This is a genomic window from Pseudomonas asplenii, from assembly GCF_900105475.1.
Taxonomy (GTDB): domain Bacteria; phylum Pseudomonadota; class Gammaproteobacteria; order Pseudomonadales; family Pseudomonadaceae; genus Aquipseudomonas; species Aquipseudomonas asplenii.
The window spans coordinates 385,375-410,392 of record NZ_LT629777.1; the positions used below are offsets into that span (position 1 = coordinate 385,375).

Annotated in this window: 21 protein-coding genes and 1 tRNA gene; 12 read left to right on the plus strand and 10 right to left on the minus strand. The window is 57.4% G+C overall.

Translation table 11 applies throughout. The features are described 5' to 3' along the window. Nucleotide 1: 1 nt before the first annotated feature. The 4 genes from secD to queA all read right to left on the minus strand — a co-directional run bounded on the left by secD (nucleotide 2) and on the right by queA (nucleotide 4,499). On the minus strand, nucleotides 2–1,870 hold the full coding sequence (gene secD / locus BLU37_RS01795; protein ID WP_090202051.1) for a protein translocase subunit SecD: 1,869 nt from the start codon (nucleotides 1,868–1,870) through the stop codon (nucleotides 2–4). Between the two features lie 62 nt (nucleotides 1,871–1,932). Next, nucleotides 1,933–2,268, minus strand: coding sequence for a preprotein translocase subunit YajC (yajC, locus tag BLU37_RS01800; protein ID WP_010452741.1), 336 nt, complete (start codon nucleotides 2,266–2,268; stop codon nucleotides 1,933–1,935). A 36-nt stretch (nucleotides 2,269–2,304) separates the two neighbouring features. Further along, nucleotides 2,305–3,420 (minus strand): tRNA guanosine(34) transglycosylase Tgt, encoded by a 1,116-nt coding sequence (gene tgt / locus BLU37_RS01805; protein ID WP_010452739.1) that lies wholly within the window; start codon nucleotides 3,418–3,420, stop codon nucleotides 2,305–2,307. Between the two features lie 14 nt (nucleotides 3,421–3,434). Next, a complete protein-coding gene (gene queA, locus BLU37_RS01810; RefSeq protein WP_010452737.1) occupies nucleotides 3,435–4,499 on the minus strand; it encodes a tRNA preQ1(34) S-adenosylmethionine ribosyltransferase-isomerase QueA in 1,065 nt (354 codons plus the stop codon). Between the two features lie 109 nt (nucleotides 4,500–4,608). On the opposite strand from queA, the gene BLU37_RS01815 reads away from it, so the two are divergent. The 4 genes from BLU37_RS01815 (at nucleotide 4,609) to BLU37_RS01830 (ending at nucleotide 6,055) form a co-directional block, all read left to right on the plus strand. Further along, nucleotides 4,609–4,693: transfer RNA gene (locus BLU37_RS01815), tRNA-Leu, on the plus strand. Between the two features lie 94 nt (nucleotides 4,694–4,787). Continuing rightward, nucleotides 4,788–5,117, plus strand: a complete 330-nt coding sequence (locus BLU37_RS01820) for a hypothetical protein (protein WP_090202052.1) — start codon at nucleotides 4,788–4,790, stop codon at nucleotides 5,115–5,117. A gap of 237 nt (nucleotides 5,118–5,354) precedes the next feature. Continuing rightward, nucleotides 5,355–5,651: a type II toxin-antitoxin system MqsR family toxin gene (locus BLU37_RS01825; protein WP_090202053.1), complete on the plus strand. Its 297-nt coding sequence runs from the start codon at nucleotides 5,355–5,357 to the stop codon at nucleotides 5,649–5,651. Nucleotides 5,652–5,653: 2 nt separating this feature from the next. Beyond that, complete coding sequence (locus BLU37_RS01830) at nucleotides 5,654–6,055, plus strand: type II toxin-antitoxin system MqsA family antitoxin (protein ID WP_019363110.1); 402 nt, start codon at nucleotides 5,654–5,656, stop codon at nucleotides 6,053–6,055. A gap of 141 nt (nucleotides 6,056–6,196) precedes the next feature. Here BLU37_RS01830 and BLU37_RS01835 read toward each other — a convergent pair whose 3' ends face one another. After that, nucleotides 6,197–6,472, minus strand: coding sequence for a DUF3077 domain-containing protein (locus BLU37_RS01835; RefSeq protein WP_090202054.1), 276 nt, complete (start codon nucleotides 6,470–6,472; stop codon nucleotides 6,197–6,199). 1,466 nt (nucleotides 6,473–7,938) lie between these two features. On the opposite strand from BLU37_RS01835, the gene BLU37_RS01840 reads away from it, so the two are divergent. The 6 genes from BLU37_RS01840 to tnpC all read left to right on the plus strand — a co-directional run bounded on the left by BLU37_RS01840 (nucleotide 7,939) and on the right by tnpC (nucleotide 15,358). Beyond that, complete coding sequence (locus tag BLU37_RS01840) at nucleotides 7,939–8,415, plus strand: formate dehydrogenase subunit gamma (protein WP_090202055.1); 477 nt, start codon at nucleotides 7,939–7,941, stop codon at nucleotides 8,413–8,415. Then, nucleotides 8,412–9,974, plus strand: coding sequence for a formate dehydrogenase beta subunit (locus BLU37_RS01845; protein ID WP_172832988.1), 1,563 nt, complete (start codon nucleotides 8,412–8,414; stop codon nucleotides 9,972–9,974). Before BLU37_RS01840 ends, BLU37_RS01845 begins: the two co-directional genes overlap by 4 nt. Then, complete coding sequence (gene fdhF, locus BLU37_RS01850) at nucleotides 9,971–12,859, plus strand: formate dehydrogenase subunit alpha (RefSeq protein WP_090202056.1); 2,889 nt, start codon at nucleotides 9,971–9,973, stop codon at nucleotides 12,857–12,859. The genes BLU37_RS01845 and fdhF overlap by 4 nt, the downstream gene beginning before the upstream one ends. Continuing rightward, nucleotides 12,856–13,077, plus strand: coding sequence for a formate dehydrogenase subunit delta (locus tag BLU37_RS01855; RefSeq protein WP_010452719.1), 222 nt, complete (start codon nucleotides 12,856–12,858; stop codon nucleotides 13,075–13,077). The genes fdhF and BLU37_RS01855 overlap by 4 nt, the downstream gene beginning before the upstream one ends. A gap of 391 nt (nucleotides 13,078–13,468) precedes the next feature. After that, a complete protein-coding gene (gene tnpB, locus BLU37_RS01860; protein WP_004883347.1) occupies nucleotides 13,469–13,828 on the plus strand; it encodes an IS66 family insertion sequence element accessory protein TnpB in 360 nt (119 codons plus the stop codon). 18 nt (nucleotides 13,829–13,846) lie between these two features. After that, entirely contained in the window at nucleotides 13,847–15,358 is a 1,512-nt protein-coding gene (gene tnpC, locus BLU37_RS01865; RefSeq protein ID WP_090202057.1) for an IS66 family transposase, read from the plus strand. 517 nt (nucleotides 15,359–15,875) lie between these two features. Here tnpC and BLU37_RS01870 read toward each other — a convergent pair. The 4 genes from BLU37_RS01870 to BLU37_RS01880 all read right to left on the minus strand — a co-directional run bounded on the left by BLU37_RS01870 (nucleotide 15,876) and on the right by BLU37_RS01880 (nucleotide 21,462). Then, nucleotides 15,876–17,852, minus strand: a complete 1,977-nt coding sequence (locus BLU37_RS01870; protein ID WP_090202058.1) for a phosphoribosyltransferase-like protein — start codon at nucleotides 17,850–17,852, stop codon at nucleotides 15,876–15,878. Then, nucleotides 17,834–19,108: a hypothetical protein gene (locus BLU37_RS28945; protein ID WP_157696361.1), complete on the minus strand. Its 1,275-nt coding sequence runs from the start codon at nucleotides 19,106–19,108 to the stop codon at nucleotides 17,834–17,836. The genes BLU37_RS01870 and BLU37_RS28945 overlap by 19 nt, the downstream gene beginning before the upstream one ends. A gap of 85 nt (nucleotides 19,109–19,193) precedes the next feature. Continuing rightward, a complete protein-coding gene (locus tag BLU37_RS01875; protein WP_090202059.1) occupies nucleotides 19,194–20,018 on the minus strand; it encodes an NYN domain-containing protein in 825 nt (274 codons plus the stop codon). Between the two features lie 946 nt (nucleotides 20,019–20,964). Next, the gene (locus BLU37_RS01880) at nucleotides 20,965–21,462 is read right to left on the minus strand and encodes a sterol desaturase family protein (RefSeq protein WP_090202060.1); all 498 of its coding nucleotides are present in this window, start codon (nucleotides 21,460–21,462) and stop codon (nucleotides 20,965–20,967) included. Nucleotides 21,463–21,657: 195 nt separating this feature from the next. Between BLU37_RS01880 and BLU37_RS01885 the strand changes: the two genes are divergently transcribed. Further along, nucleotides 21,658–22,518, plus strand: coding sequence for a DUF4087 domain-containing protein (locus tag BLU37_RS01885; RefSeq protein ID WP_090202061.1), 861 nt, complete (start codon nucleotides 21,658–21,660; stop codon nucleotides 22,516–22,518). Nucleotides 22,519–22,521: 3 nt separating this feature from the next. Here the strand turns inward: BLU37_RS01885 and BLU37_RS01890 are convergent, their stop codons facing one another. Beyond that, a complete protein-coding gene (locus tag BLU37_RS01890) occupies nucleotides 22,522–23,307 on the minus strand; it encodes a DeoR/GlpR family DNA-binding transcription regulator (RefSeq protein WP_090202062.1) in 786 nt (261 codons plus the stop codon). Between the two features lie 288 nt (nucleotides 23,308–23,595). On the opposite strand from BLU37_RS01890, the gene BLU37_RS01895 reads away from it, so the two are divergent. Then, entirely contained in the window at nucleotides 23,596–24,993 is a 1,398-nt protein-coding gene (locus BLU37_RS01895; RefSeq protein ID WP_090202063.1) for an amino acid permease, read from the plus strand. Nucleotides 24,994–25,018: the final 25 nt, after the last annotated feature.

Sequence of the window (25,018 nt, forward strand, 5' to 3'; positions counted from 1 at the left end):
CTTAAATCCACAACTTCTTGAAGTCACGACCGCCGAAGATCAGGTTGACCATCGCGCGGGTCACCATGATGGCCGTGAACATCGAGGTAAAGATCCCGAGGGACATGGTGACCGCGAAGCCCTTGACCGGACCGGTACCCATGGCGAAGAGGATCCCGCCCACCAGCAAGCTGGTCAGGTTGGCGTCGACGATCGCGGTGTAGGCCCGGTTGAAGCCTTCGTTGATCGCCCGCTGCACGGTCATGCCCGCGGCAATCTCTTCGCGGATCCGCGAGAAGATCAGCACGTTGGCGTCCACCGCCATACCCATCGTCAACACGATACCGGCAATACCCGGCAGCGTCAGCGTTGCCCCCAGCAGCGACATCAGCGCCAGCAGCACGACCATGTTCAAGGCCAGGGCCACAGTAGCGATGATGCCGAAGAAGCGGTAGATGGCGATGATGAACAGCGACACGAACAGCATGCCCCACAGCGACGCATCAATACCCTTGGTGATGTTGTCGGCACCCAGGCTCGGGCCAATGGTACGTTCTTCCGCGAAGTACATCGGCGCAGCCAGACCACCGGCACGCAGCAGCAGAGCCAGTTCGGACGACTCACCCTGGCCGTTCAGACCGGTGATACGGAACTGCGAGCCCAGCGGTGACTGAATGGTCGCCAGGCTGATGATCTTCTTGTCTTCCTTGAAGCTCTGCACCGCCACTTCTTTCTCGACGCCGTTGACCATCTGCTTGGCGTAGGTCGTCACCGGACGTTGCTCGATGAAGATCACCGCCATCTGACGGCCGACGTTGGTGCGCGTGGCACGACTCATCAGCTCGCCACCATGGCTGTCCAGATGAATGTTCACTTCCGGAGTGCCGTGCTCGCCGAAACCGGCCTTGGCATCGGTCACCTGGTCACCGGTGATGATCAGGCTACGCTCGATCAGCGCAGGCGGACGCTTGCCCTCGCGGAATTCGAACTCTTCGGAGGTCGCCTTCGACGCACCCGGCTCAGCGGCCAGGCGGAACTCGAGGCTGGCGGTCTTGCCGAGGATCCGCTTGGCTTCTGCAGTGTCCTGTACGCCCGGCAGCTCGACCACGATGCGGTTGGCACCCTGGCGTTGTACCAGCGGCTCGGCCACACCCAGCTCGTTGACGCGGTTACGCACCGTGGTCAAGTTCTGCTTGATCGAGTATTCACGGATTTCCGCCAGCTTGGCCGGGGTCATCGCCAGACGCAGTACCGGTTGGCCATTCAGGTCGGCCGGAACAATGTCGAAATCATTGAAACCCTTGCGAATCAGGGCACGGGCCTGCTCGCGGGTATCGTTGTCAGTGAAGCCCAGCTGAATGGCACCATTGAGCTGCGGCAGGCTGCGATAACGCACACGCTCCTTGCGCAGCAGGCTCTTGACGTCGCCTTCGTAGACTTTCAGGCGGGCGTCGACAGCCTTGTCCATGTCCACTTCCAGCAGGAAGTGCACACCACCGGACAAGTCCAGACCCAGCTTCATCGGATGCGCGCCGATATTGCGCAGCCACTGCGGGGTGGTCTGTGCCAGGTTGAGGGCAACCACGTAATCGTCGCCGAGCACCTTGCGCACGACATCCTTGGCTGGCAATTGGTCTTCCTGCTTGCTCAGACGCAGCAGGCCGTCCTTGCCGTTGGCAGCCAGGGTAGCAGCCTTGACCGTGATACCGGCATCGGTGAGCGCCTTGCTCGCCCGGTCCAGATCGGCCTGGTTGACCTGCAGCGCCGTGCTGGCACCACTGACCTGGATAGCCGGATCGTCAGGGTAGAGATTGGGAGCGGAATAAATAAAACCGATCGCCAGCACCACCACGATCAGTACGTATTTCCACAGAGGGTATTTGTTCAGCATCACGCCGCCCGCTTATGACGCGGGGCGCCTTGCGCGCCCCGTCGATTGTTGAATGTTGAAACTTAGATCGCTTTCAGTGTGCCTTTAGGCAGAGTGGCCGCGACGGCACCCTTCTGGAACTTCATTTCGACGGTGTCGGAAATTTCCAGTACCACGAACTCATCGGTCACCTTGACGATCTTGCCGGCGATACCACCGGTGGTCACCACTTCGTCACCCTTGGCCAGGCTGCCCAGCAGGTTCTTCTGCTCTTTGGCACGCTTGGCCTGTGGGCGCCAGATCATCAGATAGAAGATGACCAGGAAACCGACCAGGAAAATCCACTCAAAGCCGCCCGCAGGACCGGCAGCAGCAGGGGCCGCGCCATCAGCGAACGCGTTAGAGATGAAAAAGCTCATTTGGCACTCCAATTACGAGAATACAATTCTGAAAAGTCAGTCCAAGGGCGGCACGGGAAGTCCGCGCTTGGCATAGAAGGCATCGACAAAGGCGGCCAATGTACCCTGTTGAATAGCCTCGCGCAAACCAGCCATCAGGCGCTGGTAATGACGCAAGTTGTGGATGGTATTCAACATACTCCCGAGCATTTCGCCGCACTTGTCCAAATGATGCAGATAAGCACGGGAGAAGTTCTGGCAGGTGTAGCAATCGCAGGTCGGATCCAGCGGCGAATCATCATGGCGATGAAACGCGTTACGGATCTTCAGCACGCCGGTATCGATGAACAGATGCCCATTGCGGGCATTACGGGTTGGCATCACGCAATCGAACATGTCCACCCCGCGGCGCACACCCTCCACCAGATCTTCCGGCTTGCCAACGCCCATAAGGTAACGAGGTTTGTCAGCCGGCATCCGGCCTGGCAGATAGTCCAGCACCTTGATCATCTCGTGCTTGGGCTCACCCACCGACAGACCGCCGATAGCCAGGCCATCGAAGCCGATCTTGTCCAGGCCTTCGAGGGAGCGCATGCGCAGGTTCTCATGCATGCCGCCCTGAACGATCCCGAACAGCGCGGCGGTGTTGTCGCCATGGGCGTTCTTCGAGCGCTGGGCCCAGCGCAACGACAACTCCATCGACACCCGCGCGACGTCTTCATCGGCCGGGTACGGCGTGCACTCGTCGAAAATCATCACGATGTCCGAGCCCAGGTCGCGCTGCACCTGCATCGACTCCTCCGGCCCCATGAACACCTTGGCGCCATCGACCGGCGAAGCGAAGGTCACGCCCTCCTCCTTGATCTTGCGCATGGCGCCCAGGCTGAACACCTGGAAACCACCGGAGTCGGTGAGGATCGGGCCTTTCCACTGCATAAAATCATGCAGGTCGCCGTGTTCCTTGATCACCTCGGTGCCCGGACGCAGCCACAGGTGGAAGGTGTTGCCGAGGATGATCTCGGCGCCAGTGGCGACGATATCCCGTGGCAGCATGCCCTTGACCGTGCCGTAGGTACCCACCGGCATGAAGGCCGGGGTCTCGACGGTGCCGCGCGGGAACGTCAGGCGACCGCGACGGGCCTTGCCATCGGTGGCCAGCAACTCGAACGACATACGACAGGTACGACTCATGCTTGCTCCTCGGGTGCCGATTCCTGGGGTCCGGTCGGCGCGGGGTTGCGGGTGATGAACATCGCATCACCGTAACTGAAGAAGCGGTAACCGTTGTCCACGGCGGCCTGGTAGGCGGCCATGGTTTCGGGATAACCGGCGAAGGCCGAAACCAGCATCAACAGCGTGGATTCGGGCAGATGGAAGTTGGTGACCAGGGCATCGACCACATGGAACGGCCGGCCCGGGTAGATAAAGATGTCGGTGTCGCCGCTGAACGGCTTGAGTACGCCATCGCGGGCCGCGCTTTCCAGCGAACGCACACTGGTGGTGCCCACCGCGACCACCCGACCACCGCGAGCACGGCAGGCCGCGACGGCGTCGACCACGTCCTGGGTGACCTCCAGCCACTCGTTGTGCATGTGGTGGTCTTCGATGCGCTCCACGCGCACCGGCTGGAAGGTGCCGGCGCCCACGTGCAGGGTGACGAACGCGGTCTCCACGCCCTTGGCGGCAATGGCCTCCAGCAGCGGCTGGTCGAAATGCAGGCCGGCAGTCGGCGCGGCTACGGCGCCCAGACGCTCGGCGTAGACCGTCTGATAACGCTCGCGGTCGGCCCCCTCATCAGGGCGGTCTATATAAGGAGGCAACGGCATATGACCGACGCGCTCCAGCAAGGGCAGCACTTCCTCGGCGAAACCCAGTTCGAACAGGGTATCGTGGCGGGCCAGCATCTCGGCCTCGCCACCGCCCTCGATGAGGATCTTCGAGCCGGGTTTGGGCGACTTGCTGGAGCGTACATGCGCCAGCACGCGGTGACTGTCGAGCACCCGCTCCACCAGGATTTCCAGCTTGCCGCCGGAGGCTTTCTGCCCGAACAGGCGGGCCGGAATGACCCGGGTATTGTTGAACACCATCAGATCGCCCGGGCGCAGATACTCCAGCAGATCGGTGAATTGACGGTGTGCCAGGGCACCGCTGGGCCCATCGAGGGTCAGCAGGCGGCTATTGCGACGCTCGGCCAGCGGATGGCGAGCAATCAGGGAATCGGGAAGTTCGAAAGTAAAGTCAGCGACGCGCATGATGGGGGTTCGTCCAGCAGGGCCGGAAAGTTTAGCGGAATTCGTCAAAATTGACCATGAAAGGCGATTGACCAACGGTAGTCACGTCTCTATACTTCGCCGCCATTGAGCCCTGATGGCGGAATTGGTAGACGCGGCGGATTCAAAATCCGTTTTCGAAAGGAGTGGGAGTTCGAGTCTCCCTCGGGGCACCAAAATTAAAAAAGACCTTGATTATCAAGGTCTTTTTTTTCGCCTGCAGAAAAGCCACCACCCGCGGTCGCAGCGGTCGACGGAGGAAAATGCCTCATGGAATCGCAACTGGAAACCGTCGCCCTTTTTGCCCTCAAACTGGCCTACGAAACTGACGGCGGGAGCCCGCTTTTGCGTGATGACGTGGTGATGGGCGAGTACCAGAAGGAAGTGTTCGAGTTGCTGCTGCGCAAGGGTGATGTCGAGGCGATCCGAGGCAAGGTCAAGGCCTGCGTGGCGGTGGCGATGGAAGCTGTTGGCGGAACGCAAAAGCCCTTGGGCCGAGAGCTACAGCGACTGGCAGATGGCTGTGATCAGGCTCAGACGACCGAAGAACTGAAGACCCCGCTTGGCTTGCTCAGGGACTATCTGAAAGACATTCAGTGACGAAAAGCGCATCGGGGTCATCCCTTCATCATGGATAGCCTCAACTGTGAGAGTGGGCCAGCCCATGAAGATCTCCTGGCTGGCTGCACCCGACCAGAATCTCCCTCCCCACCCCCTTAACATTCAAATTCTGAAATACACCCCGACAGCACCGATGGGAGCTTCAGGGTAGTCTTGGCCCTCTGAGGCATCCACCAAGTTGCCAAATAAAAACCTAGTAGGTTAGTATCTAATCTCATGGAAAAAAGCACTCCCCATTGCAAGCTATCGATCATCAAAGTCTTGGTCGAGGCGGGGAAGGTACGTACCACGCACTCTGCCCGAATGGGGGCGGATGAGCTCGGGCTGGAATTGTTCGATATGCTGGGCGTTGTGATGAGCCTGGCTACCTCGGACTTTTACAAGAGCATGACCACACACGCCGATCACACGATCTGGCAGGACGTATACCGTCCCAAAACCCGGGTCGGCGATGTGTATTTGAAGCTGACGGTGATCGATGACGTACTGATCGTATCCTTCAAGGAGCTATGAACATGAAATGCCCTGCCTGTGGTGCGGCAGAACTGCTCCACGATACTCGTGACCTACCCTACACCTACAAGGGCGAAAACACCGTGATCACGGCAGTGACAGGTGACTTCTGCCCAGTATGCGGCGAGTCCGTTCTGAATCTGGCTGAATCAGACCGCGTCATGCGTGAAATGCGCGCGTTCTCGAAACAGGTCAATACAGCCATTGTTGATCCAGGATTCATTGCCAGCGTGCGCAAGAAACTTTCCCTTGATCAGCGAGAAGCGGCGGAAATCTTCGGCGGAGGCATCAATGCCTTCTCTCGGTACGAGAATGGCAAAACCAAGCCATCGCTGGCCTTGGTCAAGCTGCTTAAAGTACTCGACCGGCACCCAGAGCTGCTGGAAGAAATCAGGACCGCCTGAAGAACTCTCAAGCATCAGGAAACACGCGCCCCCACCCTGTAGGAGCAGAGCTTGCTCCGGGCGGCGTTCCGACGAAGAACGATAACGCGGTGAGCCTGCCAACACCCACCGCCAAAGCGCTACGTCCTGAACCGCGCAGGCCTATGCCTCAAGCAACATCCCCTGCGTAAGATCATCGATCACGGCCTTGCCCATCTCCCCCAGATAATGCGCCGCCCAGGCATAGCGCTCGCCATCCTTTGCGTCTAATGCCGCATCGAGGGACAACGCCTTGGCGCACTGCAACAACAGGGAAGCATGCTCCATGGCTTCCAGCATCGGCACATCGCCATTGACGCGAAACAGCTCGCGGCCTTGGGAACCGCAGGTAGAAAAGGTGACGGCGCCGAGGGTTTTGATTGGGGATGATGTGGTCATTTTGCACCTCTGGCGAATGCCTGGATGCTTGGGATTTGAAACTGAAACTCTTGAGTCGACACGTTCATGCGTTACTCCTACCTTGATGAAGGAGCTGCACCAGTCGTTTCCAGGCGAAGGGTGGCAGCTGTACGCAGGCTGGAAACCGGGAAGATAGGCACCCGGCAGACCCGAAGGCCTCCCGCGCACAGCCGCCATGACACGGACGTGCGGACACAAAAAAGCGCCAACAGTCTAACCATGGTGGCGCCTATGCGCCTATCTTTTGTTCCGCAGGTTTCCAGGCCTGGTCGCTGGATTTTCAACGACATTTCGAGGATAGCGAGATACGCGGAGTGCTTCAAAAAGCGTTTGAAGCGAGATATTTCAGGGCAATCAGTCGACACCTGCTCAGTGCCCCTTGACCCGAAATCACCGTCACCATGGCGAATCTATAATAGCTCTATAACTCACTATAATCCGTGCTGAGAAGAGGCCTCGTCGAGGCCCGAGAGTCGGTCATTAACGATATTCTGCGCGAAGAAAATCTACTGGAAGGGCTCGACTGAAGGGATTTTCGTTAAACCCGCCCAAGCCGAGACCGGGGCGGGCCACTTCAATAACCCTTACCGCTGGTCATCGAAGTGATCCCGTAGAAACTCATACAGGCGATAAGCCCGAAATGCGTTGACTACGAGGCTCCAGGTACGTCGCAGGATCTTTGACATACGTTGGCCCTCCAAGGGTGAGCCAAACCTCCAGCGTACTTACCGGAACACGTACGCCTTCGAGTCCACGTTGATGCACTCAGTGAAGCGGCCAGGTTGATGGCCCTCAGAGCGAGTCCGGCACGGGTTACTAAGCCGTGTCAGAGGGTCCTGAATGCGCGCGATAGCCTGACTACTTCAAAGAGTGCTTAGAACGAGAGAGCCAAAGGAGAATACTTGAATGTTTGAGAACAAAGGGCTGAAAAAAACACCCATTGTGTAACCACTTTAATCAAGAAATCTCAGTGTAAGGCTGTCTCCGTCGCACTCTTGGAAAATTTCGGTTACACCCAAATATTGCAGACGTTAAAAGGTCTGAGTAAAGTGAGCACATCACGTTGATGCACTCAGTGACACCAGCAGGCCAGCGACAAGCTGGCTTGTGGAAAACCGCCCTACTAAGGCGGTTTTTTTTCGCCTGCATTTTTGGCCTTTGCCCTCCTGTCCCATACCCCGAGCCGTAGCCTTCTATACTCAAGTCCAGTCGCAGAAAGAACCGTCCACGTCGCTTTGGTACTGATGAACCCAAAGCCGCATGGCAATCTGCTCTTTATGCCCTGAAGAGGTGCGACAAAGATCGCACCGGACCCCAAAAGAGGCCACTCAGGGTGCCTGGCCAACGGGCATGCCACGATACCGTGACGTGGTGTGTATGCCGCAGCCGACACTTTCGGACAAACGACAACCACCGGGTTTGTCCGTGACCGTGAGGAATGCTGTATGCCTGATGAGATGCTGCACCTGTCTATGGTCAACCGCCTGCTGGAGCGCCACAAAGGCTCCCCCGGCGCACTGTTGCCGATCCTTCATGAGATTCAGGAGGGCATCGGCTACATCCCCGATGCCGCCATTCCAGAGATTGCCCACGCCCTCAACCAGAGCCAGGCCGAGGTTCGCGGCGTAATCAGTTTCTACCACGACTTCCGCACCGCGCCCCCCGCTCGACATATCCTGCGCCTGTGCCGGGCCGAATCCTGCCAGAGCCGCGGCGCCGAACAACTCGCTGCGCAGCTGCGCGACCGCCTGCAACTGAACGACCACGGCAGCAGCGCCGATGGCAGCATCAGCCTGCGTCCGGTCTATTGCCTCGGTGCCTGCGCCTGCTCGCCCGCCCTGGAGCTGGATGGCCAGGTACATGCGCGGCTCAGCGCCGAACGCCTGGACGCCCTGCTCGATGCCTGCCGGGAGGACGCATGATGCCGACGCTCTACCTGCCCACTGACTCCCTGGCCCGCGCCGTCGGTGCCGACGACATCGCCACGGCGCTGCTGGCCCAGGCCCGGGAGCGCAATCTGTCGCTGGATCTGCAACGCACCAGTTCCCGTGGTTTGTACTGGCTCGAACCGCTGCTGGAAGTCGACAGCCCCCAAGGCCGTATCGGCTTCGGCCCAGTGACCGCCGCCGATGTGCCAGCGCTGCTCGATGCCCTGCAAGGCGATCCGTCCAGCCATCCATTGGCCCTGGGCCTGGTGGAACAACTGCCCTACCTGAAGAGCCAGCAACGCCTGCTGTTCGCCCGCGCCGGCATCACCCGCCCCTTGTCCCTGGAGGATTACCGCGCCCACGGCGGCTTCGAGGGCCTGGCCCGGGCCATCGCTCTCGGTGGCGAACAGACCGCCACCGCCGTGCTCGATTCAGGCCTGCGCGGTCGTGGCGGCGCGGCTTTCCCCGCTGGGATCAAATGGCGCACGGTGCGCAGCACCCAGGCGGCGCAGAAGTACATTGTCTGCAACGCCGACGAAGGTGACTCCGGCACCTTCGCCGACCGCATGCTCATGGAGGGCGACCCCTTCCTGTTGATCGAAGGCATGGCCATTGCCGGACTCAGCGTCGGCGCCAGCTACGGCTACATCTATGTACGCTCGGAATATCCACAAGCAGTGGCGACGCTGCGCGAGGCGCTCGGCATCGCCCGCGCCGCCGGCTACCTCGGCAGCGATGTCGGCGGCAGCGGCCTGGCCTTCGACCTGGAAGTGCGGGTCGGTGCCGGCGCCTATATCTGCGGCGAGGAAACCGCCCTGCTGGATTCGCTCGAAGGCAAACGCGGAATCGTCCGCGCCAAGCCGCCGATCCCTGCGCTGCAAGGCCTGTTCGGCCAACCGACACTGGTACACAACGTGCTGACCCTGGCCTCGGTGCCACTGATCCTGGCCAAGGGCGCGCAGTTCTATCGCGACTACGGCATGGGCCGCTCCCTGGGCACCATGCCTTTCCAACTGGCCGGCAACATCCGTCACGGCGGGTTGGTCGAGCGGGCGTTTGGCCTGACCCTGCGCGAGTTGGTGGAAGACTACGGCGGCGGCACCGCCAGCGGTCGACCGCTGAAGGCCGCCCAGGTCGGTGGCCCGCTCGGCGCCTGGGTACCCCCGGAACACTTCGACACCCCGCTGGATTACGAGGCCTTTGCGGCCATTGGCGCCATGCTCGGTCACGGTGGCGTGGTGGTCGCTGACGACAGCCTCGACATGGCCCACATGGCCCGCTTCGCCCTGCAGTTCTGCGCCGAGGAGTCCTGTGGCAAATGCACCCCGTGCCGGATCGGCTCGACGCGCGGCGTGGAGGTGATCGACCGCCTGCTGGCCGCTCCCGACCAGAGCGGTCGCGATGAACAGGCGATCATCCTCAAGGACCTGTGCGACACCCTGCAATACGGTTCGCTGTGCGCGTTGGGCGGCATGACTTCCTATCCGGTCGCCAGCGCCCTCAAGTACTTCCCTGCCGACTTCGGTCTGCAGCCTTCGGAGGCCGACCAATGATCACTCTCTTCGACCCGAAAACCGACATGGACCTGGGCACCCCGGCGCGCGACAGCCAGGTACAGGTCACCTTGAACATCGACGGCCAGAGCATCAGCGTGCCCGAAGGCACCTCGGTGATGCGGGCGGCGGCCATGCTCGGGACCAGCATTCCCAAACTGTGCGCCACCGACAGCCTGGAGCCCTTCGGGTCCTGCCGCATGTGCCTGGTGGAGATCGACGGCATGCGCGGCTATCCCGCGTCCTGCACCACGCCGGTCAGCGAGGGCATGACCGTACACACCCAGACGCCGAAGCTCGCCACCCTGCGACGCAACGTCATGGAGCTGTACATCTCCGACCACCCGCTGGACTGCCTGACCTGCTCGGCCAACGGCAACTGCGAACTGCAAACCGTGGCCGGCCAGGTCGGCCTGCGGGAAGTGCGCTATGGCTACGCCGGTGAAAACCATCTGGCCGACCAGAAAGACACCTCCAACCCCTACTTCGACTACGACCCGAGCAAGTGCATCGTCTGTAACCGCTGCGTGCGCGCCTGCGAAGAAACCCAGGGCACCTTTGCTCTGACCATCACCGGGCGTGGCTTCGAATCGCGGGTCGCGGCGGCCGGTGGCGAGAACTTCCTCGACTCCGAATGCGTGTCCTGCGGCGCCTGCGTGCAGGCCTGCCCCACCGCGACCCTGATGGAAAAAAGCGTGGTCGAACTGGGTCAGCCCGAACACGCCGTGATCACCACCTGCGCCTACTGTGGCGTGGGCTGCTCGTTCCGCGCCGAGATGAAAGGCGACCAGTTGGTACGCATGGTTCCCGACAAGAACGGCCAGGCCAACCATGGCCACTCCTGCGTCAAGGGCCGCTTTGCCTGGGGCTACGCCACCCACCCGGATCGCATCACCAAGCCGATGATCCGCAAGCACATCAGCGACCCCTGGCAGGAAGTCAGCTGGGATGAAGCCGTGACCTATGCCGCCAGCGAATTCCGTCGCCTGCAGCAGAAATATGGGCGCGACTCCATCGGCGGCATTACTTCCAGCCGCTGTACCAACGAAGAAACCTACCTGGTACAGAAACTGGTACGCGCCGCCTTCGGCAACAACAACGTCGACACTTGCGCGCGGGTCTGCCATTCGCCCACCGGCTATGGCCTGAAACAGACCCTCGGCGAATCCGCCGGCACCCAGAGTTTCGACTCGGTGATGCAGGCCGACGTGATCCTCGTGATGGGCGCCAACCCCAGCGACGCCCACCCGGTGTTCGCCTCGCAACTCAAGCGCAGCCTGCGTGAAGGCGCCCGGCTGATCGTCATCGACCCACGGCGCATCGACCTGGTGGACTCGATCCATGCCCGCGCCGAATTGCACCTGGCGCTACGCCCGGGCACCAACGTCGCCATGCTCAATGCACTGGCCCACGTCATCGTCACCGAGGGCCTGCTCGACCAGGACTTTATCGACGCCCGTTGCGAAGGTGTCGACTTCGCCCGCTGGAGCGAGTTCGTCAGCCGCGCGGAAAACTCGCCGGAAGTTCTTGGACTGATCTGCGGCGTCGAAGCCGCCGATATCCGTGCCGCCGCCCGCCTCTATGCTGGCGCCGGCAATGCGGCGATCTACTATGGCCTGGGCGTCACCGAGCACAGCCAGGGCAGCACCGCCGTGATGGGCATCGCCAACCTGGCCATGGCCACCGGCAATATCGGCCGCGAAGGTGTCGGCGTGAACCCGCTGCGCGGGCAGAACAACGTCCAGGGTTCCTGCGACATGGGCTCCTTCCCCCACGAGCTGCCGGGCTACCGGCACATCTCCAACGAAGCGGTGCGCACGCAGTTCGAACAGGCCTGGAACGTGACCCTGCAACCTGATCCGGGCCTGCGCATCCCCAACATGTTCGAGTCCGCGCTGGCCGGCAGCTTCAAGGGCCTGTACTGCCAGGGCGAGGATATCGCCCAGAGCGACCCGAATACCCAACACGTCACCGCGGCGCTGTCGGCCATGGAGTGCGTGGTGGTGCAGGACATCTTCCTCAACGAAACCGCCAAGTTCGCCCACGTGTTCCTGCCGGGCAGCTCGTTCCTGGAAAAGGACGGCACCTTCACCAACGCCGAGCGACGTATCTCGCGGGTGCGCAAGGTCATGGAACCGCTGGGTGGCAAGGCCGACTGGGAAGGCACCGTGGCCCTGGCCAACGCCCTCGGCTACCCGATGAACTACCAGCACCCTTCGCAAATCATGGATGAAATCGCCAGCCTGACGCCGACCTTCACCCACGTCAGCTACGCCGCCCTGGAACGTCACGGCAGCCTGCAATGGCCCTGCAACGCGGCGGCGCCGGACGGCACGCCGACCATGCACATCGACGAGTTCGTACGCGGCAAGGGCCGTTTCATGCTCACCGGCTACGTGCCCACCGAGGAAAAGGTCAACAACCGTTATCCGCTGCTGCTGACCACCGGCCGCATCCTCAGCCAGTACAACGTCGGCGCACAGACCCGACGCACCGACAACGTCGCCTGGCATGACGAAGACCGCCTGGAAATCCACCCGACCGATGCCGAGAGCCGGGGCATCAACGAAGGCGACTGGGTCGGTATCGGCAGCCGCGCGGGCCAGACCGTACTGCGCGCGCGGGTCACCGAGCGGGTCGCACCGGGCGTGGTGTACACCACCTTCCACTTCCCGGAGTCGGGGGCCAACGTCATTACCACCGACAACTCCGACTGGGCCACCAACTGTCCGGAGTACAAGGTCACCGCCGTGGAAGTCAGCCGCGTCTACCACCCCTCGGAGTGGCAAAAACGCTACCAGGCGTTCAGTGACGAACAACAGCGCCTGCTCGACGAACGCCGCCAGGCACGCAGCACCGGAGCAAAAGCGGAGGTACGCCGATGAGCACCGACAACCTGATCAAGATGGCCAACCAGATCGCCCAGTACTTCTCCAGCGAACCGGACGAGCAACTGGCCATGCTCGGCGTGCGCAATCACCTGCAGATGTTCTGGACCCCGGGCATGCGCAAGGAACTGCTGGCCTGGCAGACGGAACACCAGGGCGCGGACCTGCATCCGCTGGCGCAGGCAGCGGTCAGTGGCGCGGGGTGGGAGGCTTAGGTTTACAAGACCGCCTGGAATGATCCCCTGGCCTGTGAAAGCAGGCCAAGGGACGTTCTTGGAGCTGTCTGTGCAAAACTCCGAAGAATCCCACAATCCTGTGGGCGCCGAGCTCCGGGCGGAGTTCCCAGCCCATCTGAAGTGCCTTCCAGCGCCTTTCAAATCTTGAAATACACCCTCGAAGCCCCCTCCATCAGCGCGGGGCAAGCTTGTTTGCAATGCAAGCGAAACGCCCACCATCACGGCAGTGACAGGCGACTTCTGACCGGCGTGCGCCGACTCGGTCCTGGACATGACCGAGTCGGATGTAAGCGCTCCATAAACCCCACATTCAAAGCACTAAGCTAACGCGGGATGCTGGGCTCCCGATACTCTCAGGAGCCCGTGCGCCATGATGCGACCCGACGCCAAAGTCGAAAAAGTGTACCTCTACCCCAAACCTGTAGACTTTCGAAAATCCATCGACGGACTGGCTGCGCTGGTCGAACTGGATATCAAGGTTGCCGTGTTCGACCCGGTACTTTTCGTTTTCCTCAACAAGCCGCGCAACCGAGTGAAAATCTTGTACTGGGAGCGCAACGGCTTCTGCCTTTGGCTCAAACGCCTGGAATCAGAGCGATTCAAAACATCGCCCGATGCCACCGACGAGGCGATTGTCCTCACCGTCCAGGAACTGAACTGGCTGCTCGACGGTTTTGACCTCTGGCGTAACCGTCCCCATCAGGTTTTGACGCCGCGATTCGTGGCCTGATTCGGTATAATCCAGGGCATGAAATCCATGCCCGACAACCTTCCCGACGATCTCCAACTGCTCAAGCAAATGCTTGCGAAGATGCAGTCGCGGGTCGGTTTTCTAGAAGAAGAGAACGCATTGCTGCGCCAGCGCTTGTTCGGACGCAAGTCCGAGCAAACAGCCGATCCGGCCACACCGCAGTTGGCGCTCTTCAACGAAGCCGAAAGCGTCGTCGAAGCTATCGACGAAAACGCTGAAGAAGAGGTTGTCGCCCCCGCCAAGCGCCGTGGCAAGCGCAAGCCGCTGCCTGCCGATCTGCCGCGCATCGAAGTCATCCACGAACTGCCCGAGCACGAACTGACCTGCGCCTGCGGTTGCCGTAAACACAGCATTGGTGAGGAAATCAGCGAGCAGCTTGAGATCGTGCCAATGCAGATCCGCGTGATCAAGCATGTGCGCAAGATCTACGGTTGCCGTGAATGCGAAGCCGCCCCAGTCACTGCGGACAAGCCTGCTCAACTGATTGAAAAAAGCATGGCCAGCCCCAGCGTTTTGGCGATGTTGCTGACTACCAAATACGTTGACGGTTTACCGCTTCATCGATTTGAAAAAGTGTTGGGTCGCTACGGTATTGATATCCCGCGCCAGACTTTGGCTCGCTGGGTGATCCAGTGCGGCGAACACTTTCAGCCGCTGCTGAATTTGATGCGCGACCGGCTACTGGAAAGCCGCGTCATCCACTGCGACGAAACGCGCGTGCAAGTGCTGAAAGAACCAGATCGAGAACCGAGCAGCCAATCCTGGATGTGGGTGCAAACCGGCGGCCCACCGGATAGGCCGGTCATCCTTTTTGACTACTCCACCAGCCGTGCGCAGGAGGTGCCAACGCGCCTGCTCGAAGGTTATCGCGGTTACGTGATGACCGATGACTACGCCGGTTACAATGCCTTGGGCGCGCAGGACGGAGTTGAGCGTCTAGGCTGCTGGGCGCATGCGCGACGCAAGTTTGTTGAAGCACAGAAAGTGCAGCCCAAAGGTAAAACGGGACGTGCGGATATCGCGCTGAATCTGATCAACAAGCTGTATGGGATCGAACGCGACTTGAAGGCCAGTAGCGACGCTGATCGTAAAATCGGCCGTCACGAACATAGCCTGCCGATACTGGCTCAGTTGAAAAGCTGGATCGAAAAGACGCAGCCCCAGGTCACCGCTCAGAATGCCTTGGGCAAAGCCATCAGTTACCTCGCAAGTAACTGGAGCAAGCTGGAGCGATACGTCGAGGAAGGGTATTTGCCGATGGACAACAACGCGGCAGAACGCGCGATCCGCCCCTTCGTGATCGGAAGAAAGAACTGGCTGTTTAGCGACACGCCCAAGGGCGCGACGGCCAGTGCTCAACTTTACAGCTTGGTCGAGACTGCCAAAGCCAACGGCCAAGAGCCTTATGCGTGGCTGCGCCACGCACTGGAACGCCTGCCAACGGCGACTTCGGTTGAGGATTACGAAGCCTTGCTGCCGTGGAACTGCGAACCTCGACTTCACAGCTAAGCGCTTTACCTATCTTTAGCCAAGTGGGGTTTATGGAGCGCTTACAATGAAGGAGCTGTACCACTCGTTTCCAGGCGAAGGGTGGCAGCTGTACGCAGGCTGGAAACCGGGAAGATAGGCACCCGGCAGGCCCGAAGGCCTCCCGCGCACAGCCGCCATGACACGGACGTGCGGACTCAAAAAAGCGCCAGCAGTCTAATCGATGGTGGCGCCTATGCGCCTATCTTTTGTTTCACAGGTTTCCAGGCCCGGTCGCTGGATTGGCAGCGACAGAAAAATAATAGCTGAGCCCGGAAAGCTTTCAAAGCAAGGTTCAAACCAAGATATTTCAAAGCAGATGATAAAACTTATCTCCTTGAAACCCCGCCTATGTACCCTCTAGACAAATTCAACTAAAAATTAAAACCAAAACTCTGAAATCAAAAAAAACGCCACCCGCCATAATTAAATAATTATTTAAAACAAGCTTTCAGAAAAAATCAATCCTCAAATAAAAACATTAAAAAACCACCAACACCTAAGTAACAGGCCTAAGAAACAAAGCATTCCAAGGAGGGTTATCAACGCTAGACTTAAATAAAATTGGTAGTGAATTATTTGGGCAAGTATACGGCAAAACCAATAACAACCCCTGATCTTTGTACCCCAAAGGAGACTTATAAAGTCGCGACCCTATTCTTGAACAAAGCGCCTTCGCCCTAAACTTCTCTTCATCGCTACTCCACAGTCCATTATCTTTATTAGGAAAAGCACAGGAATCGTGAGAAAGGTACTCACAGACATGGTATTTTACATTATCAAAATTATTATCCCTATCAATTTTCCGCTCTCCCTCCTCAGTAGATATCAACATTACAACTAAAACAGGAACATTTAATCTTTCAAGAAGCTCGCCGCAAGTACTTGTAAAATCGGATAGACCATCAGACAACGTTTTCCCCGTCCCAACAACGTCATCTATTATTATAACTGCTTTTGGCGCATCATATTGGGAAATTCCCTCTCCAGAAAGTCTTTTGAAAATATTTGCAGGCTCAATTATCCGGGCTGTTGAGATAGAATTTATTTTTGCGTAGTCCCTAGCGCATTGCGCTCCGCTCTTACCCACCCCATCAACATATGTAATCCAAACATCATTCCGTTTATCAGTCCGCCTCGTCATTGTGGCTGCACCTATTATTGGCCTAACGAAGCGATCATGGGCATCTTTAAACTTTTCTTCTATTTCCGCAGAAGAAAAAAAACGGACATTTTGCAAAATCTTAAAAAGCAATCTTTGATCTTGAAAATCACCAACCTGATCAAGCCAAGCTCTCACATGTTCGCTACCGATTTTTTGTGATTTATATAGAGGCCATGTATCAGTAAGATCTTGAATCTCCCCAGACTTAACGAAGGCCTGATCCTCCGCTTCTTTAATCCCAGCTTCAAGCTCATCAGCATAGGTACTTGTGATAAGTTTAGAAACCCCAAAATCCATCAACCATCGTTGAAAAATTGGAACTGTAAAATACAGTTCTCCATGTCTCTCCCTAAGTATGTCTCTTCGTAAAAAATCGTCAATCAGAGGCTGAACCTCATGTTCTTGAAGTCTTACCCTATCTATATTATCCTTTACCCCTGAAATACTTGGCTTCTTTGACCTTAAAGCCCTCCCTATAGAAACCAAAGCTCTAAGGCGTTTCAGCTCAGTAACTTCAGCCTGCTCTCTCTCCGCATTAATTCCATCCTTCCATATATGAGCAAAAGAATTGGTATCCAGCTCAGACAGCAAAATATTCAGCCCATGCTCAACATCTGAAATTATAATTTCCGTATCCCTCTCAACCGCCGCGTCAGATACAATCTTTGAACACAATAATTTTGTATAATAGGGATGCCCATTAGTAAGCGTAAACAGCAAATTTATGGCCGCATCATCCCAATTCAATTTCCCCTGAACAGGTTTTGTTACCAATTCAACATATTCATTCCATTCGCTTACCCTTGAAAAAAAATCTAGTGGCTCACGCGAAAACTTATTAAGTTGGTCCCCCTGAGCACCAATAATAAATGGCATCCGCTCTCCTCCAACCAGAATGAATGCCAAATTATTTTTCGCTGCTAAAGTCCTTAGGTTAGCAAAAAAAGTTTCAGCCAACGGCCCTATCCGATACATTTCAGGATGTATCTCATCAAACTCATCTAAAACAATTATAAAGCGGAGTTGCGGATGCTTTTTTTCAAGCAAACGAGCAGACTGATTAAGAGCTGAAATGGATTCAGTAAAATCCGGATCAAAGCTATCGACAGCGGGTAACGAATCATGCAAAAACGCGTAAATATTCTCACCTAATGACTTAAGGGTTTTCTCAGGTGACGTCGAACAATACTCACCATATTCAAGATACAGTGTTCTAAAATCAGAGCTCTGTTGTTCCAAATAACTCAAAACCGCTCTTGCCAGCGAAGTTTTTCCGATTCTTTTTTGCCCCGCTATATAAGTTGAAGCCATTGGTTTTTTAGCAGTTTTTTGCCAATAGCACTAACCTTTACCGTACGACCGACAAACATCTCTCCTTCCGCAACCTCTAAACTATATGGCTCAAGCCGTTCCAAAGAAGACCAATCAACATCTGGATCCTGACCTTCAACATGGACATCAAAAATAGTTCCATCAGACTCATCAAATACTTCTCTCCAGTTAATTTGAATTATCATCTTTATTAACTTCGATGAAGAAATCACGCAAGCTCTAACGGAGATTGAAAACTCCCCAACAGGAACATCCCCCAAATGCAGCTGCTCATTATCAAAAATTAAGCTTTGATTATCCGCCCCGCAATCCACCTCAACTCTTACATCAATCGCAGTACTCGGCCCCTTATTAATCATAGGAATAGAAATAATTAAACTTTTATCTTCCTGATGCAAAGGATAGCGCTTAGCTGCCGCTTTAGGTGGGCTCCTTAGCGGTTCAATAACCGATTTAAACTGACTTGATGATGTGTCCTTTATATTATCTAAGGCGATTGAAACCGACGCTAAAAATGGCTTTACAAACTCCCTCGACAAAAAAGAAGTATAGATTCTCACAGCATCCTGTGTATTCGACACCAAGAGGCACAAATCATCAAATATCTCCTTATAACCCGCACCTACACAAGAGTTCAGCAAAGATATTTTTTCGCATATAGACTCCAGCCTTGGCTTAATAATTGAATAATTGAATGGTTGGAGATAGCTCTGAAACTGCCCTTGTCTTAATGCCTTTAAAATCAAATCTCGCTGATTACCAATACTACCCAACTCATTAGGCAACCCCGAAAGAATCTTTAAGTTATCACAAGCACGACCGTGAAATGCTTTTATAAGATGTATTTTCTCAAATGTTTGCTGCTTCTCAAGCCTGCATTGTTTTTTTATCTCGGGAGTATGCGTTTCTACAAGATTTATTATTTTTCTTGGAATTTGGCTATGAGGTTCCTCCAACTGAAGCAACCCCTCTACTGACAGAGCTCTAATTAGCAATAAAACCGCAGTACGGTGTCCCTCCGACGCCGTTTCAATTTTACCTAATACACGCTCAATATTTTCGCCTGAGTAATGACCATTCAGATGGCAAATATTGCAAATCGCAGAGCATAGGGCATCGCGAGCATCTGAGAATGCGCTATCTGTTAAGACTCCTCCACCTAACCTTTCAATTTCTTCTTCAAAACTTGAAACGTAATGAAGTTCCCCACCAATATTTTCTTGTAACGAATTCATTATAAAACCTCGCAGACGCTACCGGCCAAACCGCACATAAAATATAAATATAATAAACCAGCAAAAAAATATAGCAGCCTATAACTTAGTGAGATGGGCAATCATTACCAACTTTCTTATTGCGAACGTACAAAATAGCACTACCTGACACACATCCTCGGCTTTCCAACTCAAACGATTTGCTTTGGCTGCGAATCAAACCACTGAGTTTGGTATGCCCATACAGTCGAGAGTCGAAGTCGGAACGTAACTGGTTGATGTTATTGCCCAGAGCTCCGAGATTCGCCCATCCGTCCTCATCGGCAATGTCATCAAGAATCTTCGCGATAAACCCTACCGGCACCTTCGGCTGCTTCGCCGAAGTTGGAGGGGGTGATGGTTTCTCAACCTCAGAAACAGGATGAGCCACAGCAGAAGGCTTATCCCCCTGCCCGCCCTGCTCCACCACCGCTTCAGCCCGCAAAATCTCGGTATAGATAAACTTGTCGCAAGCCTTCACAAACGGCTTGGGCGTTTTCTCTTCGCCAAAGCCATAGACCGTCATCCCTTCCTCACGCAAGCGCGCGGCCAACCGAGTGAAGTCACTGTCACTGGAAACCAGGCAGAACCCATCGAAGCCGCGCGTATAGAGCAGGTCCATCGCATCGATGATCAGCGAACTGTCCGTGGCGTTCTTGCCCTTGGTGTAGGCAAATTGCTGGATCGGCTGGATGGAGTGATCCAGCATCAGCTTTTTCCAACTGCCCAGTTGCGGCGAGGTCCAGTCGCCGTACATACGCTTCACGCTGGCGATGCCGTATTTGGCGATTTCCTCGAACAGGCCTTCGACAATCGTCGCCTGGGCGTTGTCGGCATCGATCAGCACGGCCAGGTGCTTCTGCTGGTGGTTGTGGGGGGATTTGGCAGCCATTATTCATCCTTGAAAAGTGACTGCCAGGGGCGGGCTGAAGGAGATCAGTACCCGACAGGCAGTTCACTACGTCTTCCTTAACGAACATGAAGGCCTGGGGCATTGGCGCGTTGGAGCGCCAGTAGCGGGGGCTTTGAGGACGACGCTACTATTTTGGCATTACCGCGTCCACTGGCCGGACCAGGGTTTACGACTAAAGGAGGATGAGAACGGAGGGAATTCCTGGGCGTTCACTTGAGACCCGCGCCCTCTGGGCCGGCGGTTTCGCAGGCAAGCCCAACGCCTAAAGGTTTGAGTATTACAAAGTATTTGTAGGAGAGTTCCGCGAGTTTTGCATGAATTCAAACCCGCCCCGACCGAAGTCGGGGCAGGCCACCTCAACAACCCTTACCGCTGATTATCGAAATGATCCCGTAGAAACTCATACAGGCGATAAGCCCGAAATGCGTTGACTACGAGGCTCCAGGTACGTCGCAGGATCTTTGACATACTTCGGCCCCCAAGGTGGGCCAAACCTCCAGCGTACTTACCGGAACACGTACGCCTTCAAGTCCACGTGAAGGACTCCATGAGGCGGCCAGGCTGATGGCCCCCTGAGCGAATCCGGCACGGGTTACTAAGCCGTGTCAGGGGGGCCGAAAATGCGCGCGCAGGCCTGGCTGCCTCGTAGCACTCCTTTAACGTGAGAGCGCCGACATCGTATCCGAACGCCAGTCGTCAGATGTTTCCATCAGGCTGTTTTTTCGACGAAGTTCAATCAAGACATTTCAGGCTGAGCCAGTTTTTGTTCCATCCAGATCTCCCGGTGGATGAGCATTGCACAACACAAAGAGTCTCAGTAACATTGAACCGTCCACGTGAAGGTCTCTATGAGATCAGCAAATCAGTTCCATACTGGATTTGCGAAAATAACCGCCCTACTAAGGCGGTTTTTTTTCGTCCCGACTCAGGCCTGCTCGCCCGCCTCTTCCCGGCGCGCAACACCATGGCGCGACTCGCGCAACTGCCGCTTCAACGTGCGCAACGGCGGCGCATACAGAAAGCCAAACGACACACTGTTCCTGCGCCCTTTCACCGCATGATGCAGCAAGTGCGCCTGATACAGCCGCTTCAGGTAACGATTGCGTGGCCGTGGCCGGAACGGCCAGTAGCGATGCACCATGCCGTCATGCACGATTACATAGATGATCCCGAAAGCCGCCACGCCAGCACCGACCCACTGCAAGGGATCGTGCCCACTGTTACCGAGTACGATCAATGTGATCGCCACCGCCGCCAGCACCAGCAGGTAGATATCGTTGGTCTCGAATGCCCCCAGGTGCTCCTCATGGTGCGAACGGTGCAGGAACCAGCCCCAGCCGTGCATGACGTACTTGTGCGCCAGGTAGCCGACACCCTCCATCGCGACGAAGGTGCAAAGGAACAGGGCAAGGTGGGTCATCATGGAACGCTGTCGGCTCGCAGGAACGTCGGGATGTCAGGGGAAAAGTACCCCCAGCATACCTTGCCGGGCACGAAAATCGAGCCCTGCCCTGACAGGCGTCGCTACGCCCACCCGACTTTCGCTATTATCGACGTAACCTGCGGCGGACAGGCCTGTGCCGCGCCGTCCCGAAATGATCAACGACAAGGATGTTTCATGCTCCGTCTTTCCCCGCGCAACCAGCACTGCCTGCTGGCCCTCATGCTGGCTTGCCTGGCCCTGCCGGCCCATGCCGCCGCCAAGGTGGAACGGCGCTGCGGCTGGTTCGAAAACCCGACACCGGCCAATGCCACCCTCACCGACCGTAACGGCACCTGGGAAATCGCCAGCCAGGGCGGCTACCAGGCCGAAGGCGACTGGCCACAGTTCAGCGGTGCGCAGTGGGTCCGCACCAACGGCCATTACGGCTACGGTTGTGGCTGCATGACCGCCAGCGCCGATCCCGATACCCACCAGTTGAACAACCTGACCAAGGCCACCGCCCGTCCACTGGCGGCCTGTCGCAACGATACAAAGCTGCGGGAACCGGAACACCCACTCGCCCCGCCGCCTGCCCCGAAAGGCGCGATGACGTCCTACCAGGCCACAGGCTTCAGCTTCAGCTATCCAAAAGGCTGGAAGGTCAGCAAGGTCCAGAATTGCCTGAACCTCAATCAACCGAAAACCCGCACCAACGAAGAGTACACCCTCAACCTGTGCGTCCAGCATGGCACCCTGCAGCAGGCGGCCGGCAGCATGATCTTCTCCCTGGAAGATGGCGTCTGGATGCGCAGCGCAGGCATGGACTCGCCCAGCCCCGTCGACCTGATCGAAGGCCCCGGCTGGAAAGGCATGCAAACCACCCAGACCTGTGGTGTCAGCGATGCCGAAACCGGTTTTCACGCAGCCGGCGGCACCTGTCTGATGGCGATTGTCTACAACGCCAAGACCCAACTCCTGTTCGACACCGTCGGTTACTATCAGGACTTCGACACCCTCGACGCAATCATTCGCTCGGTGCGGTTTGACGAGAAGTAGCCGTCACACCCGCGCCTGCACCACCTCGATTCCCAAAAGCCGATACGCCTCGATATCGTCCGTCAGGTGTTGCTCGGTGAACATCGTCTGCAACCGCGCACAAGGCGCCACCACGAACGGCTCCACCGCACCGAGCTTGTCCGCAGTGGTCACGGCCACCACCTGGGAGGCGCTGTCGAGCAGCGCCTGCTTGACGGCCAACTCGTCGTAACGCGAGCAACTGATGCCGACTTGTGGATGAATCGCACAGACGCCCGTGAACAACAGGTCCGCCTTGATCCCCCGGATCAGTCGTACCGCCTCATGCCCCTCCACCGCCATGGTGGCCGGGTTCAACGTGCCGCCCGCGAGAATCACCGTGACGCCCTGGTGCTCGGCCAGGCTCATGGCAATCATCGGCGAACAGGTAACGGCGGTGATGGACAGGCCCACCGGCAGTGACTGGGCGATCTGCAGGGTGGTACTGCCCGAGTCGAACAGGACGATCTGCCCGTCCTCGATCCGCTGCACCGCCAATTGGGCCAGGTGCCGTTTTACCTCGTCGGTCTCGGCGATGCGGGTGAAGTAGTCCTTGCCGGTGTCCTTGGGCCGCGGCAAGGCGCCGCCATGAACCCGTTGCAGCAAACCGGCCTGGGACAGCTCGGCCAGGTCACGGCGGATGGTGTCTTCGGACACCGAAAAATGCTGGCTCAACTCCGAGGCCATGACCTTGCCGTCGCGCTCCAGCAACAGCAGGATCTTCTGCCGCCGGACATGGGGCAGTTCGGAGGAAGAATGAAGGTTTTGCATGTTTTCGCCTGACTATGCATGTTTATGCCGACTTCAAGCGCACTGTATAACAGCCACTCCCACAATCAGGCAAACCCGCGATAATGCGCCTGAGCCTTCCACCCCAAGCCATCAAGCTGTCAGAAAGCTCCGATTCAACGCCTAATTTGCCCGCGAGCCCGCGTAATACTTGAGCCTCCCCCCTTCGGGATTTAATATCCACGCCGCTTATGTCGAGCACTCAGTACCGGTTGCAGATCTGATCCAGTCAGGGCCCCGCTGAGAAGAAAAACTACAGAAGGTGAAGCAATGACGGGTGACAACCTGACACCGGGTTTGCTCAAGCGCGGCTTGAAAAACCGCCATATCCAGCTGATTTCCCTCGGTGGGGCGATTGGTACCGGGCTGTTCCTCGGTTCCGCCGGGGTGCTCAAGTCCGCCGGACCGGCAATGATCCTCGGGTACGCGATCTGCGGTTTCATCGCCTTCCTGATCATGCGCCAATTGGGTGAGATGATCGTCGAGGAACCGGTGGCCGGCTCCTTCAGCCACTTCGCCCACAAGTATTGGGGCGGCTATGCGGGCTTTCTCTGCGGCTGGAACTACTGGGTGCTCTACGTACTGGTCGGCATGGCCGAACTCACTGCAGTGGGCAAGTACGTGCAATTCTGGTGGCCTGAGGTACCGTCCTGGGTCAGCGCAGCGGTATTTTTCGTACTGGTCAACCTGATCAACCTGACCAACGTGAAGACCTTCGGTGAGGCCGAGTTCTGGTTCGCGATCATCAAGGTGGTGGCCATCGTCGGCATGATCGCCCTTGGCGTCTACCTGCTGGTCAGCGGTGTCGGCGGCCCGCAGGCCACGATCAGCAACCTGTGGAGCCATGGCGGCTTCTTCCCCAACGGCGTCAGCGGCCTGCTGATGGCGCTGTGTTTCATCATGTTCTCGTTCGGTGGCCTGGAGCTGGTCGGCATCACCGCCGCCGAGGCCAGCGAGCCGCGCAAGGTGATCCCCAAGGCGATCAACCAGGTGGTCTTGCGCATCCTGATCTTCTACGTCGGCGCACTGACCGTGCTGTTGTCGCTGTATCCGTGGGACCAGTTGCTGGTCACCCTGGGTGCTTCCGGCGACGCCTACAGCGGCAGCCCGTTCGTGCAGATCTTCGCCCTGATCGGCAGCGACACCGCCGCCCAGATCCTCAACGTGGTGGTGCTGACCGCCGCGCTGTCGGTGTACAACAGCGGCGTGTACTGCAACAGCCGCATGTTGTTCGGCCTGGCCGAACAAGGTGATGCGCCGAAGTCGCTGATGAAACTGAACAAGCAGGGCGTCCCCGTGCGGGCCATCGGTGTCTCGGCGCTGGTCACCCTGCTCTGCGTGGTGGTCAACTACGTCGCGCCCCATGAGGCACTGGAGCTGTTGATGGCACTGGTGGTCGCCTCGTTGATCATCAACTGGATCGTGATCAGCCTGACCCACCTGAAATTCCGCAAGGCCATGGAGCAGCAAGGCGTGGTGCCGGGCTTCAAGGCGTTCTGGACACCGTTCAGCAACTACCTGTGCCTGGCGTTCGTCGCGATGATCCTCGTCGTGATGCTGATGATCCCGGGCATCGCCGTCTCGGTCTACGTGATGCCGGTATGGGTGCTGTTCATCTATGGACTGTACCGCCTGCGCCTGGCGAAGGGCTCGCCCCGCACGGCCTGATCACCGGCATGAAGCACAAGGGGAC

What these genes read in the sequence shown, in the direction of transcription:
- secD (WP_090202051.1), bottom strand. Translation starts at nt 1,870, where the DNA reads ATGCTGAACAAATACCCTCTGTGGAAATACGTACTGATCGTGGTGGTG.
- yajC (WP_010452741.1), bottom strand. Translation starts at nt 2,268, where the DNA reads ATGAGCTTTTTCATCTCTAACGCGTTCGCTGATGGCGCGGCCCCTGCT.
- tgt (WP_010452739.1), bottom strand. Translation starts at nt 3,420, where the DNA reads ATGTCGTTCGAGTTGCTGGCCACCGATGGCAAGGCCCGTCGCGGTCGC.
- queA (WP_010452737.1), bottom strand. Translation starts at nt 4,499, where the DNA reads ATGCGCGTCGCTGACTTTACTTTCGAACTTCCCGATTCCCTGATTGCT.
- BLU37_RS01820 (WP_090202052.1), top strand. Translation starts at nt 4,788, where the DNA reads ATGGAATCGCAACTGGAAACCGTCGCCCTTTTTGCCCTCAAACTGGCC.
- BLU37_RS01825 (WP_090202053.1), top strand. Translation starts at nt 5,355, where the DNA reads ATGGAAAAAAGCACTCCCCATTGCAAGCTATCGATCATCAAAGTCTTG.
- BLU37_RS01830 (WP_019363110.1), top strand. Translation starts at nt 5,654, where the DNA reads ATGAAATGCCCTGCCTGTGGTGCGGCAGAACTGCTCCACGATACTCGT.
- BLU37_RS01835 (WP_090202054.1), bottom strand. Translation starts at nt 6,472, where the DNA reads ATGACCACATCATCCCCAATCAAAACCCTCGGCGCCGTCACCTTTTCT.
- BLU37_RS01840 (WP_090202055.1), top strand. Translation starts at nt 7,939, where the DNA reads ATGCCTGATGAGATGCTGCACCTGTCTATGGTCAACCGCCTGCTGGAG.
- BLU37_RS01845 (WP_172832988.1), top strand. Translation starts at nt 8,412, where the DNA reads ATGATGCCGACGCTCTACCTGCCCACTGACTCCCTGGCCCGCGCCGTC.
- fdhF (WP_090202056.1), top strand. Translation starts at nt 9,971, where the DNA reads ATGATCACTCTCTTCGACCCGAAAACCGACATGGACCTGGGCACCCCG.
- BLU37_RS01855 (WP_010452719.1), top strand. Translation starts at nt 12,856, where the DNA reads ATGAGCACCGACAACCTGATCAAGATGGCCAACCAGATCGCCCAGTAC.
- tnpB (WP_004883347.1), top strand. Translation starts at nt 13,469, where the DNA reads ATGATGCGACCCGACGCCAAAGTCGAAAAAGTGTACCTCTACCCCAAA.
- tnpC (WP_090202057.1), top strand. Translation starts at nt 13,847, where the DNA reads ATGAAATCCATGCCCGACAACCTTCCCGACGATCTCCAACTGCTCAAG.
- BLU37_RS01870 (WP_090202058.1), bottom strand. Translation starts at nt 17,852, where the DNA reads ATGGCTTCAACTTATATAGCGGGGCAAAAAAGAATCGGAAAAACTTCG.
- BLU37_RS28945 (WP_157696361.1), bottom strand. Translation starts at nt 19,108, where the DNA reads ATGAATTCGTTACAAGAAAATATTGGTGGGGAACTTCATTACGTTTCA.
- BLU37_RS01875 (WP_090202059.1), bottom strand. Translation starts at nt 20,018, where the DNA reads ATGGCTGCCAAATCCCCCCACAACCACCAGCAGAAGCACCTGGCCGTG.
- BLU37_RS01880 (WP_090202060.1), bottom strand. Translation starts at nt 21,462, where the DNA reads ATGATGACCCACCTTGCCCTGTTCCTTTGCACCTTCGTCGCGATGGAG.
- BLU37_RS01885 (WP_090202061.1), top strand. Translation starts at nt 21,658, where the DNA reads ATGCTCCGTCTTTCCCCGCGCAACCAGCACTGCCTGCTGGCCCTCATG.
- BLU37_RS01890 (WP_090202062.1), bottom strand. Translation starts at nt 23,307, where the DNA reads ATGCAAAACCTTCATTCTTCCTCCGAACTGCCCCATGTCCGGCGGCAG.
- BLU37_RS01895 (WP_090202063.1), top strand. Translation starts at nt 23,596, where the DNA reads ATGACGGGTGACAACCTGACACCGGGTTTGCTCAAGCGCGGCTTGAAA.